Annotated in this window: 16 protein-coding genes; 13 read left to right on the forward strand and 3 right to left on the reverse strand. The window is 69.2% G+C overall.

The window, feature by feature from the left end:
• Positions 1-69 precede the first annotated feature (69 nt).
• Positions 70-1,812 carry a GMC family oxidoreductase gene (locus DMP23_RS40050; protein ID WP_337824498.1) on the reverse strand — a complete coding sequence of 581 codons (1,743 nt, stop codon included), beginning with the start codon at positions 1,810-1,812 and terminating at the stop codon, positions 70-72.
• A gap of 119 nt (positions 1,813-1,931) precedes the next feature.
• Entirely contained in the window at positions 1,932-2,522 is a 591-nt protein-coding gene (locus tag DMP23_RS48140; protein WP_443111319.1) for a PucR family transcriptional regulator, read from the reverse strand.
• Here DMP23_RS48140 and DMP23_RS48145 point away from each other — a divergent pair.
• The 8 genes from DMP23_RS48145 to DMP23_RS40085 all read left to right on the forward strand — a co-directional run bounded on the left by DMP23_RS48145 (position 2,521) and on the right by DMP23_RS40085 (position 9,096).
• Positions 2,521-3,306 carry a hypothetical protein gene (locus DMP23_RS48145; RefSeq protein WP_443111320.1) on the forward strand — a complete coding sequence of 262 codons (786 nt, stop codon included), beginning with the start codon at positions 2,521-2,523 and terminating at the stop codon, positions 3,304-3,306. The two genes, DMP23_RS48140 and DMP23_RS48145, sit on opposite strands and share 2 nt — an antisense overlap.
• Complete coding sequence (locus DMP23_RS40055) at positions 3,303-4,709, forward strand: fatty acid desaturase (RefSeq protein WP_337824079.1); 1,407 nt, start codon at positions 3,303-3,305, stop codon at positions 4,707-4,709. The genes DMP23_RS48145 and DMP23_RS40055 overlap by 4 nt, the downstream gene beginning before the upstream one ends.
• Positions 4,709-4,900 carry a ferredoxin gene (locus DMP23_RS40060; protein WP_205670195.1) on the forward strand — a complete coding sequence of 64 codons (192 nt, stop codon included), beginning with the start codon at positions 4,709-4,711 and terminating at the stop codon, positions 4,898-4,900. Before DMP23_RS40055 ends, DMP23_RS40060 begins: the two co-directional genes overlap by 1 nt.
• 6 nt (positions 4,901-4,906) lie before the next feature.
• A complete protein-coding gene (locus DMP23_RS40065) occupies positions 4,907-5,449 on the forward strand; it encodes an RNA polymerase sigma factor (protein ID WP_337824080.1) in 543 nt (180 codons plus the stop codon).
• Positions 5,450-5,453: 4 nt separating this feature from the next.
• Positions 5,454-5,642: a hypothetical protein gene (locus DMP23_RS40070; RefSeq protein WP_337824081.1), complete on the forward strand. Its 189-nt coding sequence runs from the start codon at positions 5,454-5,456 to the stop codon at positions 5,640-5,642.
• A 115-nt stretch (positions 5,643-5,757) separates the two neighbouring features.
• A complete protein-coding gene (locus tag DMP23_RS40075) occupies positions 5,758-7,011 on the forward strand; it encodes a carboxylesterase family protein (RefSeq protein ID WP_337824082.1) in 1,254 nt (417 codons plus the stop codon).
• Entirely contained in the window at positions 7,008-8,234 is a 1,227-nt protein-coding gene (locus DMP23_RS40080; protein ID WP_337824083.1) for an MFS transporter, read from the forward strand. Before DMP23_RS40075 ends, DMP23_RS40080 begins: the two co-directional genes overlap by 4 nt.
• On the forward strand, positions 8,209-9,096 hold the full coding sequence (locus DMP23_RS40085; RefSeq protein ID WP_337824084.1) for an MBL fold metallo-hydrolase: 888 nt from the start codon (positions 8,209-8,211) through the stop codon (positions 9,094-9,096). Before DMP23_RS40080 ends, DMP23_RS40085 begins: the two co-directional genes overlap by 26 nt.
• Positions 9,097-9,100: 4 nt before the next feature.
• On the opposite strand, the gene DMP23_RS40090 is transcribed toward DMP23_RS40085, so the two are convergent.
• On the reverse strand, positions 9,101-9,487 hold the full coding sequence (locus DMP23_RS40090; RefSeq protein WP_337824085.1) for a VOC family protein: 387 nt from the start codon (positions 9,485-9,487) through the stop codon (positions 9,101-9,103).
• A gap of 151 nt (positions 9,488-9,638) precedes the next feature.
• Here DMP23_RS40090 and DMP23_RS40095 point away from each other — a divergent pair, with 151 nt between their 5' ends.
• The 5 genes from DMP23_RS40095 to DMP23_RS40115 all read left to right on the forward strand — a co-directional run bounded on the left by DMP23_RS40095 (position 9,639) and on the right by DMP23_RS40115 (position 16,027).
• The gene (locus DMP23_RS40095) at positions 9,639-11,114 is read left to right on the forward strand and encodes an amidohydrolase family protein (protein ID WP_337824086.1); all 1,476 of its coding nucleotides are present in this window, start codon (positions 9,639-9,641) and stop codon (positions 11,112-11,114) included.
• Positions 11,111-12,268 carry a M20 family metallopeptidase gene (locus tag DMP23_RS40100; protein WP_337824087.1) on the forward strand — a complete coding sequence of 386 codons (1,158 nt, stop codon included), beginning with the start codon at positions 11,111-11,113 and terminating at the stop codon, positions 12,266-12,268. The genes DMP23_RS40095 and DMP23_RS40100 overlap by 4 nt, the downstream gene beginning before the upstream one ends.
• A gap of 47 nt (positions 12,269-12,315) precedes the next feature.
• Positions 12,316-13,194, forward strand: a complete 879-nt coding sequence (locus DMP23_RS40105) for a GNAT family N-acetyltransferase (RefSeq protein WP_337824499.1) — start codon at positions 12,316-12,318, stop codon at positions 13,192-13,194.
• Positions 13,191-14,297: an o-succinylbenzoate synthase gene (gene menC, locus DMP23_RS40110; RefSeq protein WP_275294590.1), complete on the forward strand. Its 1,107-nt coding sequence runs from the start codon at positions 13,191-13,193 to the stop codon at positions 14,295-14,297. Before DMP23_RS40105 ends, menC begins: the two co-directional genes overlap by 4 nt.
• A gap of 77 nt (positions 14,298-14,374) precedes the next feature.
• The gene (locus tag DMP23_RS40115; protein WP_037820415.1) at positions 14,375-16,027 is read left to right on the forward strand and encodes a PucR family transcriptional regulator; all 1,653 of its coding nucleotides are present in this window, start codon (positions 14,375-14,377) and stop codon (positions 16,025-16,027) included.
• Positions 16,028-16,182 lie beyond the last annotated feature (155 nt).

A 16,182-nucleotide genomic window follows, 5' to 3' on the forward strand; every position in this document is an offset into this window, starting at 1 on the left:
GAACCGTTGGCGGCCGAAGTTTCCTAACGCTGCTGCCCAGCGCCGATAGAGAGACTCAGCGTGCGCCCCTCAACGAGTTGCCCTGTCGTGGGATTCCTTGCTGCTTCGCGCATTTCGGGATGGAATCAGTGCACCGGGAGCACCAGCCGGAACCACCGGATTCCGTGGCACCACCGGCTCGACGCATACATACGGTGCGCCCAACGGAGGCCGCCGGTCCTCCTCGCCGTGGTTGGGCCACAGGGACATCGCGCGTTCGGCTTGGGCGGTGATCGTCAGGGATGGGTTGACGCCCAGGTTCGCGGAGATTGCCGAGCCGTCGACGACGTGGAGGCCTGGGTGGCCGTGGATGCGGTGGTATGGGTCGAGGACACCGGTTGCCGGGTCGGTGGAGATGGCGCAGCCGCCGATGAAGTGGGCGGTCATGGGGATGTTCAGGATTTCTCCGGTGGTGCCGCCGGCGATGCCGTCGATTTTCTCCGCGACGCGGCGGGCGGCATCGTTTCCGGCGGGGATCCAGGTGGGGTTTGGTTCTCCGTGGCCGGGGCTCGACGTCAGTTTGCGCCGTCCGGTGCGGGTGCGTTTGTTCGAGACCGTGATGGAATTGTCGAGGGTTTGCATCACCAGCAGGATGATGGTGCGTTCGGACCAGCGGCGCGGCGAGAACCAGGTGAGGTTGCGCGGGTTTTTGGCGAACGTGCCGAGCCAGGTGAGCCAGCGCGGGACTGGTTTGCCGCCGTCGGTGAGGGCGGTTTGCAGCAGCGACATCGCGTTGCTGCCTTTGCCGTAGCGGCACGGTTCGATGTGCGTGTGCTCGTCGGGGTGGATGGACGAGGTGATCGCGACGCCGTGGGTGAAGTCGACGTCCTTGCGTTTCGATTTCGCGCCCAGGATGGATTCCGAGTTCGTCCTGGTCAATCGGCCTAGGCTGGCGGAGATCCGGGGCAGTGCGCCGGTTTCGCGAGCTTGGTGGAGTAGTTTCTGCGTGTTGTAGGTGCCTGCGCTGAAGATCACGTCGCGGGCGAAGAAGGTGCGCACGTTTTTGCGGCGGCGCGGCGATTTTCCGGTGCGGACTGCGGTGACGAGGTAGCCGCCGTCTGTGGGGCGGACGTCGAGCACTGTGGTCATGGGGATGATGTTCGCGCCGCGTTTTTCGGCTAGGTAGAGGTAATTGCGGTCTAGCGTGTTCTTCGCGCCGACGCGGCAGCCGGTCATGCAGGAACCGCATTCGGTGCAGGTTTTGCGGGCTGGTCCGGCGCCGCCGAAGAATGGGTCTGGTACGGCGGTTCCGGCGGGGGTGTTCTTGTCGCCGAAGAAAACGCCGACTGGGGTGAGCCGGAAGGACGACCCGACGCCCAGGTCGTCGGCGACTTCGCGGAGTATCTCGTCAGCTTTGGTGACAGTGGGGTTCTGGGTGACGCCGAGCATTCGGCGGGCCTGGTCGTAGTGCGGTTTCAGTTCGGCTTGCCAGTCGGTGACGTGCGCCCATTGCGGGTCCTCGAAAAACGGCGCGGGCGGTTCGTAGAGGGTGTTGGCGTAGTTCAGGGAACCTCCGCCGACGCCTGCGCCGCCGAGGATGACGACGTCTCGGAGCAGGTGGATGCGCTGGATTCCGTAGCAGCCGAGTCTCGGCGCCCACAGGAAATTCCGGACGTCCCAAGAGGTTTTGGGCAGCGTCTCCTCGGTACGGCGAGGTCCGGCTTCCAGTACGGTGACTCGGTAGTCCTTTTCGGACAGTCGCAGTGCGGCTACCGAGCCGCCGAAGCCGGAGCCGATCACGAGGACGTCGGTTTCTTCGCGGGGGTCGTTCATCGTTGTCCTCGCAGACGCGGTGGCGAACTCGTTGCCCGGGAGTCTTCCCGCCAGGTCGCGTGCTGGCATCGGTCCGCGGACCGGGAGGCCGGGACCCGACTGGTCCCGCGGCACAAAAATCAGTCGACCGGCCGGAGCACTGCCGGACCGAGCAGCCGGCACGCCAGCAGTGCCACTTCGACGTCGATCCGTCCCTCGGACAGGGGACGGCCGCGTTCCTGCTCGGCCTTGCGCAGCCGGTACTGGATGGTGTTCTTGTGCAGGTGGAGCTCCTGCGCGGCGACCATCAGGCTGCTCCCGCTCGACAGGTACGCCCACACCGTCTCGCGCATCCGGTGGTGCCCCTCGTCGTCGTCGGCCAGCGCGCCGAGCACAGACTGGACCCAGCCGGCGACCGCCGACGGATCCGCCGCGACCAGCGCCAACGGTCCGAGTTGCGCCGCCGCGGTGACCGGGCGTGGCTGGGTTCGCTCGGTCATCTGCGCGACGGCTTCGGCTTGCCGGGCCTGCTGGTGGGTGGTGCGGAACCCGGCCAGCCCGCTCGCCGGGGTCGCCCAGCGCGACGCGCACCGGATCGGGTGAGCCGGCGAGCGCGGCGGACACCGCGTCGAGGTCGAGCGTCGAGACCGGGAACCAGGCCCACACGGTCGAGGCGTCCGGGGCGACGACCAGGGGCGTGGCGCCGAGGGCGTTCGCGAGCAGGGCCGCATGCCGTTCGAGGGTGGTCAGCCGGGTGCTTTCGTCCAGCTCAGGGCCGCACCACAGCACCGCGCCGACGTGGCGGTCCGAGAGCGCGTAGCCGAGGGTTTTCTCGACGTCGGCGACGTCGACAGGCTTGCCGGACAGCGCTGCCTGCACCTTCGCGAGCCGGGCCGCGTTGCGGTGGCGCAGCCAGGTGTCGCGTTCCAGCTGGTAGGCCTCGACGACCTCCTCGGAGATCTTGTCGATGTAGGTGAAGGCGACCTGCGACAGCTCGGTGGCGGCGACCGCGACGTCCGCGGCCTCCACCGGCTCGGCGGCGATCCGGGCGATCATCTCCTGCTGGAAGGCCGCCTGGCCGAGGCGGTACGCGCGCAGCATCGCGGTGATCGGCACCCGCCGCTGGGCCAGCCGCCGGGCGAACTCCAACGCGACCGGCGGCGCCCCGACGTCGACCGGTTCGGTCGCGCCGCCCAGCACGCTCAGCGCGGCGACCAGGTTCTCTCGCACCGTGCTGTCCAGCAGCTCGGCGGCCTGCGCGTCCGGTGCCAGCGAGGGCAGTTCGGCGGAGACCTCCGCCACGATCCGCGCGCGGAGCAGCGCGAGCTCGGCCAGGACCGAGTCCGCGACCTTGGCCAGCGTGGCGGCAGCCGTCGACGTCACAGGCAGCACCGTACGCCCGGTTCGTGCCCGAGACCCAACGCAGCCGAGCGTTTCGGTTTCGCGCACAGTGTCCCGCCGCTCGCGAATTCCTACCTTCAGGAAAACGACAGACCCGCGTGGAGGCCGCCATGAAGAAGTACCGCCTCGCCGGACCGAACGGCGAAACCGCCTGGCACGACCGGAAGCGGCACCTGTGGCTGCTCGGGCTCGTGGTGCCGCTGCTGCCGTTCGGCGCGATCGGACTGCACGCCGCGACCGGATCCGACGCCGTGCTGTGGCTCGGTCCGCTCGTGGTGCTGGTCCTCGTGCCGCTGATCGACCTCGTCGCCGGATACGACCACACCAACCCGCCGGACGAGGTGATGGAGGCGCTGGAGGAAGACCGCTATTACCGCTGGATCACCTACCTGTTCCTGCCGTTGCAATACGCCGGTTTCGTGGCGGGCGCGTGGATGCTCGCGCGCGGCGAACTGTCCGTCGGCGGCAAAATCGGCCTCGCGATCACGCTGGGCACGGTCGCCGGAATCGCGATCAACACCGCGCACGAACTCGGCCACAAACGGGAAAGCACCGAGCGCTGGGCCGCGAAAATCGCGCTGGCGCAGTGTTTCTACGGGCATTTCTACATCGAGCACAACCGCGGGCACCACGTCCGCGTCGCCACTCCGGAGGATCCGGCGTCGAGCCGGCTGGGCGAAAGCTTCTACCGGTTCTGGCCGCGCACGGTTTTCGGTTCGCTGCGCAGCGCCTGGGGTGTCGAGCGGAAACGGTACGCCCGCAAGCAAACTCACCCGTTCCGCCTCGGCAATGACGTGCTCAACGCGTGGCTGATGAGCGTGGTGCTGTGGGGTGTGCTGATCGCCTGGCTCGGCGTCGGGATCCTGCCGTATCTGGTGATTCAGGCGGTGTTCGGGTTCTCACTGCTGGAGATCGTGAATTACATGGAGCACTATGGGATGCTGCGCAAGCAGGTGACCCACGGCGCCAAGACCCGGTACGAGCGGGTCACTCCGGCGCATTCCTGGAACTCCAACAACGTCGCGACGAATGTGCTGCTGTACCACCTGCAACGGCACAGCGATCACCACGCGAACCCGACGCGCCGGTTCCAGACTTTGCGCGACTTCAAGGAAAGCCCGGTTCTGCCGACCGGCTACACCGGGATGATGGTCGTCGCGCTGGTCCCGGCGTGGTTCCGCAAGGTGATGGATCCGCGGGTCTACCGGCACTTCGACGGCGACATCCGGCAGGCGAACGTGCAGCCGGGCAAACTCCCGTCGCTGCTGAAGAAATACCCGGTCGTCGCCGCTGCCACGGACGAACCCGTCGCGGACACCCGGGCGAAGCTGGCCGACGACGTGGACGCCGCGCGGTGCCCTGGCTGCGGCTACATCTACCGCGTCGCGGAGGGCAACGAGCTGGAGGGCTTCGCCGCGGGAACCGCGTGGTCGGAGATCCCGGACGACTGGACGTGCCCCGATTGCGGCGTGCGCGACAAGGTCGACTTCGTGCCCGTGGTGCGGGAGGCGGCGTGATGAAGATCTTCGCGGACCACGGCAAATGCGAAGGCCTCGGCATGTGCGAAGCGATGGCCGACCAGTTCTTCGAGGTCGGCGACGACGGAGTGGTGCAGGTCCTCGACGAGACCCCGCCCGAGGCGGAGCGGCACTTCGTCGACGCGGCGGTGCGCGCGTGTCCGGTCGCGGCGTTGCGGCTGCAGGATTGAGGCCCGGTGGAGACGGAGCTGCTCGGGCGGGCGCGGTCTGGCGACCAGGCCGCGTTCGCCGTCATCTACCAGGAACACGCGCCGCCGGTCTTCCGCTACCTGCGGCTGCGGGTGCCGACGGCGACGGTCGCCGAAGACCTGACGAGCGAAGCTTTCCTGCGCGCGTGGCGGAAACTGCCGGACTTCCGACCGGACGTCGGCTCGTTCACCGGGTGGCTGTACACGATCGCCGACAACCTGCTGCGCGACCACCGCAAGTCGGCCCGCTACCGGCGTGAACTCCTCGACGGAAAAGACCACGACGGACCGGACCTCTGCGGCGGAGCCGACCGGCTCGCGCTGGCCCGCATCGAAGCGGCGGCGCTGCGGCGGTGCCTGGCCGACCTCAGCGAACCGCAGCGCGAGTGCGTGCGGCTCCGGTTTTTCGCCGGACTGTCCGTCGCCGAGGTCGCCGAAACGATGAACAAGAACCCCAACAGCATCCGGGCGCTGCAGCACCGCGCGGTGCGCACGCTCGCGACGCTGCTGGCCGAGACCGAGAAGGCGTGAGGGCATGCACGGATTCCTCGAGATTTTCAAGATCATGGGACCACTGCTGGTGCTGATGCTGTGCCCGATCTGGCTTCCGCTGCTCGGAATGCTGATCGGGAAGCTCTCGGACGCCTTCTCCGGCGGCGGCAGGCGGGTCGAGCCCGCGCCGCGGGTGGCGCGGGCCGAGGCGGGGAGCCGCGTGGGGCGGTGAGGTATAGCCGGGCAAACATGTCTCGGGCGGCAAAGAGCATTGGTCAGGCATTCCGGACTTTCTTAGCCTGACAGCGGGTCGAAGGTGCCGGACACCCGCTCAAAGGAGAGCCGAGATGACCGAATGCCAGCCTGTCACTGCCCAGCCGCCGTCCGGTCCGGTCATCGGCGAGCACAGCGACGACGGTCTGTTGCGGTTCCGCGGCGTGCGGTACGGCACCGCCGAGCGGTTCCAGCCGCCGCTGCCGGCCGCGCCTCGCTCCGACGCCAGCCTGCCCGGGCCGATCTGCCCGCAGCTCGGCTCGCGTCTGGAAGCCGCGATGGGGCCGCCGCGGGATGAACCGCCGCAGTCCGAGGACTGTCTCAACCTTGCCGTCGTGACGCCTGCGCTGACCGGCTCACGTCCGGTGCTGGTGTGGCTGCACGGCGGCGGTTTCCTGAGCGGAGGCGGCACCCTTCCCTGGTACGACGGGGGACGGCTCGCCGCGGACGGCGACGTGGTGGTCGTGTCGGTCAACTACCGGCTCGGGGCGTTCGGCTATCTGGTCTGCGACGGCGTCAGCGAGGGCAATCTCGGCCTGGCGGACCAGGCGCTCGCGCTTGAATGGGTGCGCGACAACATCGCGGCCTTCGGTGGTGACCCGGGTAATGTCACCCTCTTCGGGCAGTCCGCCGGCGCGCTGTCGACGCTCGCCTTGTTGTCCAAACCGGACAGTCGTCCGCTGATCCGCAGGGCGATCGTCCAGAGTTCTCCGGACCCCGGGATCATTCAGAAACGTGCGACGGCGCTGGAGATCGGCCAGTATTTCGCCGACGCGGTCGACGGCGACCCGGCCACCGCTTCAGTGGACCAATTGCTGGCCGCGCAGCTGCGCACTCTCCGATGGAACGCCGCGAAGGATCCGACGTCGACCCGGCCGCCGTTCGGGCTGGTCGATCTGGACGTGCGACTGTCCGATCCGTTGCCGGACTTGATGATCGGATACACCACGCGGGAGTGCGCGGCGTTCGCGATCGGGCTGCCGGACGAGGGGATCCGGCAAGCGATCCTGGACCAGACCGATCCGCTTTTCGGTCGTCCGGCGCGTGAGCTGGCACAGCAGTACGGCGCGTACTCCTACGAATTCGACTGGGCTCCGGAACACGGCGGCTACGGCGCGATCCACTGTCTCGAACTGCCGTTCCTGCTGGGCACTCCGGAATCCTGGCAGGGGAGCCCGATGCTGGGCGACACCAGCTGGGCCGAGGTCGAACGCCTCGGTGCCCAAATGCGCTTGTGGTGGACGGAATTCGCGCGATCGGGCTCGTCAGGACCGCGGAGCGGCGTCCGGATCGGGAATTCCCTTCAGACACTGGAGAACACGCCATGAGCAAGAGCATTCATTGGCCTGTCGTCCTGCTCTGCTTCCTCGCTGTCCTGTTGGACGGCTTCGACACCGCCGCACTGTCGTTCACGATCCCGACGCTGTCGCATGAATGGGGTGCGGTTCCCGCCGCCTTCACCCTGCCGTTGGTGCTGACCAACATCGGGGTCGTCATGGGATACCTGGCCGCGGGTTACATCGGTGCCCGGATGAAGGCGCGGTCCGTCGTGCTCACCGGCGTCCTGATCTTCGCGGGCGCGACCGTGCTGACCGCCGCGATCCTGCACCTGAAGTCCATGCCGGTCTTCGCGGCGGCACGCCTGGTCACGGGGCTGGGCCTCGGACTGGTGCTGCCCGCCGGGGTGTCGCTCGCGACGAAACACAGCGCGGAAGGCCGCCGGGAACTGGTCTCGGTGGCGGTGACCCTCGGGCTCGCTTCCGGGAGCAGCCTCGGCGGGTTCTTCGGCGGGAAACTGCTGCACAGCGTCGGGTCCGCCGGGGTCTTCTACGTCGCCGGGCTGGCTCCGTTGGTGCTGGCCGCGGTCATGGCCGTGGTGCTGCCCGCCCGCGAGCCGTCGGTGGAGAGCAGCGCGAAGCAAGAAGCCAAGGTGAGCAGGCTGTTCGGCCCGGGACTGCGCCTGCCGACGTCGCTCATCTGGGCGTTCTCGTTCCTCATCTTCATCACCGCGTACGTGCTGATTTCCTGGGTTCCGACGCTGCTCACCGGATACGGCTTCGCGGCTGGCAAGGCCCCGCTGGGACTCGCGTTCCTCACCCTGGGCGGGATCGCGGGCGGCCTGGTGCTCATTCCGCTGGCCGCACGGATCGGGATCGCCCGCGCGCTGATCCTGATGCCCGCGATCGGGGCGGTGTGCATGGTTCTCGTCGCGACTGTGCCGGTCGGCGAGACGCTGCTGTTCGTGCTGCTGGCCGGTGCCGGTTTCGGGGTCACGGCCGGGCAGATCGGCCAGCTGACCCTCGCGGTTTCGATCTACCCCGCCCACACTCGCACCACCGGCGTCGGCTGGGCCGCGGCGCTGGGGCGGATCGGGTCGATCGTCGGACCGGGCGTCGCGGGGTTGCTGCTCGCGCTGGCGTTGTCGGCGCAGACGATCGTCCTGGTGACCGCCGTTCCGGTGCTGGTCGCAATCGCTTGCGCGGTCGGGTTGAGCCGGGTGCGGACGAAGGCGAGGAGGGAACGCGATGGCGCACTGGTTCGATCTCGGTGACGTCGCGGTCGTTCCCCTCGTCGAGGACGAGCGGCTGCTGATCGAGCCCGGGGAGTTCTTCCCAGGACTCGAACCGGACCTGTCCGACTGGTACGCCCAGGAGCCGTGGTTCGACCGGGCGGCGGGGAAGCTGGTCTTCGTCATCCAGTCGTTCCTCGTCTGCTCGGCGGACGAGGTGCTGGTGGTCGACGCGTGCGTCGGGGCGGGGAAGGACCGTCAGCGCGCGGAGTTCGACCAGCTGCCGGACCGGTGGATGCGACAGTTCCTCGCGACCGGGCTGCGGCCCGCGGACGTCGACGCGGTGGTGTTCACCCACTTGCACACCGATCACGTCGGGGCCGTCACTGTGCAGCGGGAACCGGTGTTTCCGGACGCCCCGCACTTCGTGGTCGAGGAGGAGTTCCGGTACTGGTCGAGTGAAGCCGGCGGGGCGGCGATGCGCCGGACTGGGGACTACCTGACCGACAGCGTGCTGCCGATCGAGCAGGCTGGACAGCTCAGTTTTGTCGCCCCGGACGCGGTGGTCGGCAAGCACGCCGAACTCGTACCCGCTGCTGGGCATACGCCGGGGAACGTGTGCGTGCGGGTGCGCGGCAGTGCCGGGACTGTGCTGCTTGCCGGCGACACGATGCACCACGGGGTGCAGATCCGGCATCCGGAGCTGAGCACGAGGTACTGCGTTGATGCGGGGGAGGCGGCACGGGTCCGGAGCCGCCTGCTTGCGGAGGCAGAGGGTTTGGTCCTGCTCCCGACGCACTTCCCGGCCCCCTCGGCGGGGCGGGTCCGGCGCGGCCGGGACGGGTACGGCTTCGAGTTCGCCGCCGATCTGCTCCGGTCCGGGCAGCTCCGCTACCGGGAGTAGCCGCTCAGGTGGGTACCGGGTCGACCCGGCGGCGGAGCAGGCAGAACACGTTCCCCTCCGGGTCCGCCAGCACGTGCCACGACTCCTCGCCGGTCTGCCCGACGTCGGCGGGCCGCGCACCGGCCGCGAGCAGGCGTTCCAGTTCGGCGTCCTGGTCCCGGTCGGTCGGGTTCACGTCCAGGTGCAGCGGCAGTTTCGCCGGTTTCGGGTCGGTGCTGCGGCTGAGGATCAAGGTGGGCTGCGGGCCGCCGAAGCCGGCTTCGGGCGGGCCGATCTCGAGGTCTTCGCCGTCCCAGCCGAGTTCGACGTAGCCGAGGACTTCGCACCAGAAATCACCCATCCGTTGCGGGTCGGCGCAGTCGAGGACGAGTTCGGTGATCCGGCAGGCCATGTGCGCGAGCTTAGGGCCCGCGCGCACCCCGGCCCAGCGAATTCCGGTTTGTGCGCGCGGATAGATCTGCCGCCCCGGATTCGTCCGCGCGCACGAACGTACTGCCCGGGAAACCTCCTAGGGTCGCCAGCAGCGAGGCGAGGAGGCAAGCATGCGGACACTGCTGCGTGGCGGTCGCGTCATCGACCCGGCTACGGGCTTCGACGGTACGGCTGACGTGCTGGTATCCGACGGCGAGGTGGTCGCGGTCGGACCGGGACTGCCGAGCGCGGACGACCAGGTCGAGATCGACGTCGCCGGGTACATCGTGGGACCGGGGTTCATCGATCTGCACAGCCACGTGCATTCGATCGCGGGACAGCGGCTGCAGGCGATGGACGGCGTCACGACGGCGCTCGACCTCGAGGCCGGGCTGATGCCGGTCGAACGGGCCTACGCCGAGGCCGCCGCGGCGGGGCGTCCGCTGCACTACGGCTTCTCGGCTTCGTGGGGTTCCGCGCGGGCGAAGGTGCTCGCGGGCATCGAGCCGGACGCGAACATCAACACCGGGCTTTCCGTGCTCGGCAATCCGGCCTGGCAGCGGTCGTCGTCGAAGACCGAGCTGGCCGCGTGGTTGTCCCTTGTGGAGGGTGAGCTGGCGGCGGGCGCGCTCGGCGTCGGCGTGCTGCTCGGGTACGCGCCGGCCAGCGATCCGGCGGAGTTCCTGGCCTTGGCGAAGCTCGCCAAACAGGCCGAGGCACCGACGTACACGCACGTCCGCGAGCTGGTCGAGGTCGATCCGGGCACGCCTGCCGACGGGTCGGAGGAGATCGCGATCGTCGCGGCCGAGACCGGTGCGGCGATGCACCACTGCCACGTCAACAGCACTTCCGGACGGCACATCGACCGCGTGCTCGCCGCGCTGGAGTCGGGCCGCTCCGCCGGGTCTCGGGTGACGGTCGAGGCCTATCCGTACGGCGCGGGCAGCACCGCGGTCGGCGCGGCTTTCATCTCGCCGGAGCGGCTGAAGATGAAGGGCCTCAACCCGTCGCGGGTGATCCTGCTGGAGACCGGCGAGCGGATCGCGGACGAGGGCCGGTTGCTGCAGGTTCGCGCCGAAACGCCGGGTGCGCCGTGCATCCTCGAGTTCCTCGACGAGCAGGACCCGGTCGACCGCACTCTGCTGCACCAGGCGCTGGCCTTCCCGGACTCGATCGTCGCGAGCGACGCCATGCCGGTGTACTGGCAGAACGGGGCGAACGAATCCACTGAATGGCCGTTGCCGCCGGGAGGGGCGACGCATCCGCGGACAGCGGGGACGTTCTCGAAGTCGCTGCGGCTGATGGTGCGCGAGGCTGGGGCCTGGACCTGGCTGGAGGCGTTCCGGCGCTGCTCCTACCTGCCGGCGCGGGTGCTTGACGAGGTCGCGCCCGGTGCGCGGACCAAGGGCCGGTTGGACGTGGGTGCGGACGCGGACATCGTCGTCCTCGATCCGGCCACGATCACCGACACCGCAACGTATTTCGACGCGACCCGGCCCGCGGTCGGCGTGCGGCACCTGTTCGTCGCGGGCACCCCGGTGGTGCGTGACGGGCAGCTGCTCACCGACGCGTTCCCCGGCCAGCCGCTGCGAGGTGAGCCGCGATGACCGAGTTCAACGTGGACGCTCTGCTCGCCGACATCGAAACGTTGGTGTGCTGTGAATCCCCATCGTCCGACCTCGACGCGGTGGCGCACAGCGCGGACGTGCTGACCGGCGTTGGCAAGACATTGCTTGGCGTGGCGCCGGAGCGAATTGTCCTGGATGGACGGACGCATCTGCGCTGGCGGTTCGGTGACGGTCCGCCGCGGGTGCTGCTGCTCGGTCACCACGACACGGTCTGGCCGATGGGCTCGCTGGAGACGCATCCGTTTTCCGTGCAGGACGGGGTCTTGCGCGGTCCGGGGTGCTTCGACATGAAGACCGGCGTCGTGATGGCGCTGCACGTCGCGGCTTCGCTGGCAGACCGAAGTGGACTGTCCATTTTGGTCACCGGTGACGAGGAGCTGGGTTCGCCGTCGTCGCGGGGATTGATCGAGGAAGAGGCGCAGGGCTGCGCGGCGGCGTTCGTGCTGGAGGCCTCGGCGGACGGCGGCGCGATCAAGACCCGGCGCAAAGGCGTGTCCCACTACCGGATCGAGGTGATCGGACGCGCCTCGCACGCCGGTCTCGAGCCGGAGAAGGGGATCAACGCTGGGATCGAGATCGCGCATCAGGTGCTCGCGGTCGCCGCGCTCGCCAGCCCGGAGCGGGGAACCAGCGTCGTGCCGACGGTGCTTTCGGCTGGTACCACAGTGAATACCGTTCCCGCCGCAGCCGCGGTTGAGGTCGACGTACGCGTGTGGGACGAGGAAGAGCAGCTCCGCGTCGACCGTGCGGTTCGTGCGTTGCAACCGGTGTTGGAAGACGCACAAGTTCGGGTCACCGGCGGGATCAACCGTCCGCCGCTGGACGCGGTCTCGTCGGCCGCGTTGTACGGCCTGGCCAAGGAGTTGGCCGCGGAACTGGGCTTGCCGGAATTGACCGAAGCGGCCGTCGGCGGTGCATCGGACGGCAATTACACCGCCGGACTGGGCGTGCCGACGCTCGACGGTCTCGGCGCGGTCGGCGGCGGCGCGCACGCCGATCACGAACATGTCCTGGTCGAGGAATTGCCGCGGCGGACGGCGTTACTGGCCGCGCTGGTGGAGAACGTGCTGACGAAGGGGAGTCCGTCGGTTCCGACGAATCCGGCGGACGATTCTGGTCGAGCACGACGGTGACTCTTCGGGGGAAGCCGGGAAAGGATCATCCCGTGACGAATCTTGCGATGAACACGGAAAGACCCGTCGCGGCGGAAACGTGCGACGAGGCGGTCGCGGCCGCTCAGGCGGCGGCCGCCGCTTCGGGGGTCGAAGTCCGGGAAATCACCGAGATCGCGGAAATGACCGCGGTGGGGGTGCTGTTCGAGACGATCTGGCGGTCCGCGCCAGGAACCCGGCCGGTGACCACGGAACTGCTGCGCGCGCTGTCGTCGGCGGGGAATTACGTGGCAGGTGCGTTCGCCGACGGGGAAATGCTCGGCGCCTGCGTCGGCTTTTTCGGAAACCCCGGAAAAGGCAGCCTGCACAGTCACATCGCCGGAGTTTCCAAGGCAGGCGCCGGTCGCGGAATCGGGTACGCGCTGAAATTGCATCAGCGCGGCTGGGCGCTGGCGCAGGACGTCTCGGCGATCAAATGGACCTTCGATCCGCTGGTGCGCCGCAACGCCTATTTCAACCTCGGCAAACTCGGCGCGCTCCCGGTGCGTTATCTGCGGGACTTCTACGGGCCGATGGCGGACGGCATCAACGGTTCCGGCGACACCGACCGGCTGATGGTGTCCTGGGACCTGGCCAGTCCGTCCGTGCGGACCGCCGCGTTCGGCGAACCGATCCGCACGGACGCGAAGGTTTTGCTCGACCAAGGCGCGGCAGTAGCGCTCGAAGTGGCCGCGGACGGCGGTCCGGCCGACGGCAAAGCGGACGCCCCGGTGGTGCTCGTCGCCGTCCCGCCGGACATCGAAGGCTTGCGCAGCACCGATCCCGGCCGGGCGGACGCGTGGCGGGCCGCGCTGCGCGAATCTCTCGGCGGGCTGATGGCCGACGGCGGCCGGGTGACCGGCTTCGACCGAGCCGGCTTCTACGTGATCTCCAAGGAGGAGCAGTGAAACTCAGCGGTGTGGAACTGCGCCGGGTGCAGATGCCGCTCGTCGCCCCGTTCCGGACTTCGTTCGGCACCCAGTCCGTGCGCGAGCTGTTGCTGCTGCGCGCGGTCACGCCGGCCGGCGAGGGCTGGGGCGAATGCGTGACGATGGCCGGGCCGGTGTACTCGTCGGAGTACAACGACGGCGCGGAACACGTCCTGCGGCACCACTTGATCCCGGCGCTGCTGGCCGCGGAAGACATCACCGCGGCGAAGGTGACGCCGTTGCTGGCGAAGTTCAAGGGTCACCGGATGGCCAAGGGCGCGTTGGAAATGGCGGTACTCGACGCCGAACTCCGCGCGCACGAGCGGTCGTTCGCCGCCGAACTCGGGTCGGTGCGCGATTCCGTGCCCTGCGGCGTTTCCGTCGGGATCATGGACACCATTCCGCAGCTTATCGACGTCGTGGGCGGGTACCTCGACGAGGGCTACGTGCGGATCAAGCTCAAGATCGAACCCGGCTGGGACGTCGAGCCGGTGCGCGCGGTCCGCGAACGCTTCGGCGACGACGTGCTGCTGCAGGTCGACGCGAACACCGCCTACACCCTCGGCGACGCGCCGCAGCTGGCCAAGCTCGACCCGTTCGGCCTGCTGCTGATCGAGCAGCCGCTGGAGGAGGAGGACGTGCTCGGCCACGCCGAACTCGCCCGGCGGATCCAGACGCCGATCTGCCTCGACGAGTCGATCGTGTCGGCGCGCGCGGCGGCGGACGCGATCAAACTGGGCGCGGTCCAGATCGTGAACATCAAACCGGGCCGCGTCGGCGGTTACCTGGAAGCGCGGCGGGTGCACGACGTGTGCGCGGCGCACGGGATCCCGGTGTGGTGCGGCGGGATGATCGAGACCGGCCTCGGCCGGGCGGCGAACGTCGCGCTCGCCTCGCTGCCGAACTTCACCCTGCCCGGCGACACCTCGGCGTCCGGCCGGTTCTACCGGACCGACATCACCGAGCCCTTCGTGCTGGACGGCGGGCACCTGCCGGTGCCGACCGGACCGGGACTCGGCGTGGCGCCGATTCCGGACCTGCTCGACGAGGTGACCACGGCAAAGGTGTGGATCGGTTCGTAGCCCGCTACGAATTCCGGAGGTAGATTTGGTCGGATCGGACCAGCCGGTCCGGGCGAGGCCGGATCTACCTTCGGGGGGTGCTGACACCGGTGCCGAGCAAGCCGCACACGAGTCTGGGACGCGTCCTCGAAGCGCTCGGGGACGTGCTCCTCGAACCGGTCGCGGTCGGCCGCGACACGCGCCGCCACCTCGGCGGGGTGGTGATCCACGACCCGCACGACGACGCGGAGTTCCCGGCGCAGGCGGTGGTCCTCGGCGTCGGGGTCCGCGAATCCGACGAGATCGTGCAGCTCGTGCACGCCGTCGCCGCGCGCGGGGCGACCGCGCTGGTCGTGCGGTCGCCGGTCGCCGCCTCGACGGAACTCGTGCGGGCGGCTAATTCCTCCGGGGTCGCGCTGCTCGGGCTCGCCAGCGGCGCGTCCTGGGCACAGCTGGCCGCCATGCTCCGCACGCTGCTCGCCGAGGGCGATGTCGGCGATGTTTCCCCGCAGACGCTCGGCGGGATGCCGTCCGGCGACCTTTTCGCCCTCGCCAACGCCATCGCCGCCCTGCTCGACGCACCGGTCACCATCGAGGACCGCAACTCGCGCGTGCTCGCGTTCTCCGGCCGTCAGGACGAGGCCGACCCCTCGCGCGTCGAGACGATCCTCGGCCGCCAGGTGCCCGAACGGTTCACTCGCGAGCTGGAGAAGGACGGCGTTTTCGAGCGGCTCTACCGCGATCAGGGCCCGGTTTACGTCTATCCGGGAGACGGCTACGACAAGAAGATCGTCATGCCGCGCGCGGCGCTCGCGGTCCGGGCCGGTGACGAAGTCCTCGGGTCGATTTGGGCCGCTGTCGACAAAGAGCTAAGCGAAGAACGTACCGCGGCGTTGATCGACGCTTCGAAAATCGTTGCGCTGCATATGCTTCGGCTCCGCGCGGGCGCCGACGTCGAACGCCGGTTGCGGGCCGATCTGGTCAGCACCGCGCTCGAAGGCGGCTCGGGCGCGCAGGAAGCCATCGCGCGGCTCGGGTTGCTGGGGCAGCCGACGATCGTGCTCGCCATGGGCTTGCTCGAGGCGCCCGACGACGACCTCCGGCTGGTCGCGGAACGCCAGCGGGTCGCCGACGCGTTCGCCATGCACCTCAGCGCGGTCCAGCCCCGATCGGCGGTAGCGCTCGTCGGCGACGTCGCCTACGGCATCGTCCCGATGCCCGGGAACCACGGCGATTGCCGCGAACGCTCGGTACGCGTCGCGTCGACCTTCCTGGAACGCACCGGCCGCCGGGTCGCGGCGGCGATCGGCATCGGCCCGCTGGCTCTCGACGGATCCGGGTTGCGCGCGTCTCGCGACGGGGCCGACCGGGCGTTGCGCGTGCTGCTCACCAACGGCGGCTCGAAGCGGGTGATCGCCGCCGAGGACGCGCACATCGAGGCGCTGATGCTGGAGCTGGCCGACCTTTCCGCGGCGCGCGGCGACGTCGCGACGGGGCCGATCGCGCGGTTGCTGGAGTACGACACCAAACATCAGTCCCAGCTCGTGCACACGTTGCGGTGCTGGCTCGATTCGTTCGGGGACATCAGCGCGGCTTCGGCGGCGGCGTACGTGCATCCGAGCACGTTCCGGTACCGGTTGCGCCGGCTCGCCGAGGTCGGCGGGATCGACCTCGACGATCCGGGGGACCGGTTCGCGGCGATGGTGCAACTGCACTTGCTGCCGCGCATCGAGAAGCCCGAAGAGGCCTGAGTCTTGCTCTCCTGACGGGAAACGGACCGCGACCTTCCCGCGAACGCAGCAACCCCGGCCCCGGCCCCGCCGAGACAATGGGAGACCGGCAGGCGGCGATTCCCGGTTCACGCCAAGAACTTCCTGCCCGAAGTGTCCACTGTAGACAGGAGGGT

The sequence above is a fragment of the Amycolatopsis sp. A1MSW2902 genome (assembly GCF_017312175.1).
Lineage (GTDB): Bacteria > Actinomycetota > Actinomycetes > Mycobacteriales > Pseudonocardiaceae > Amycolatopsis > Amycolatopsis nivea.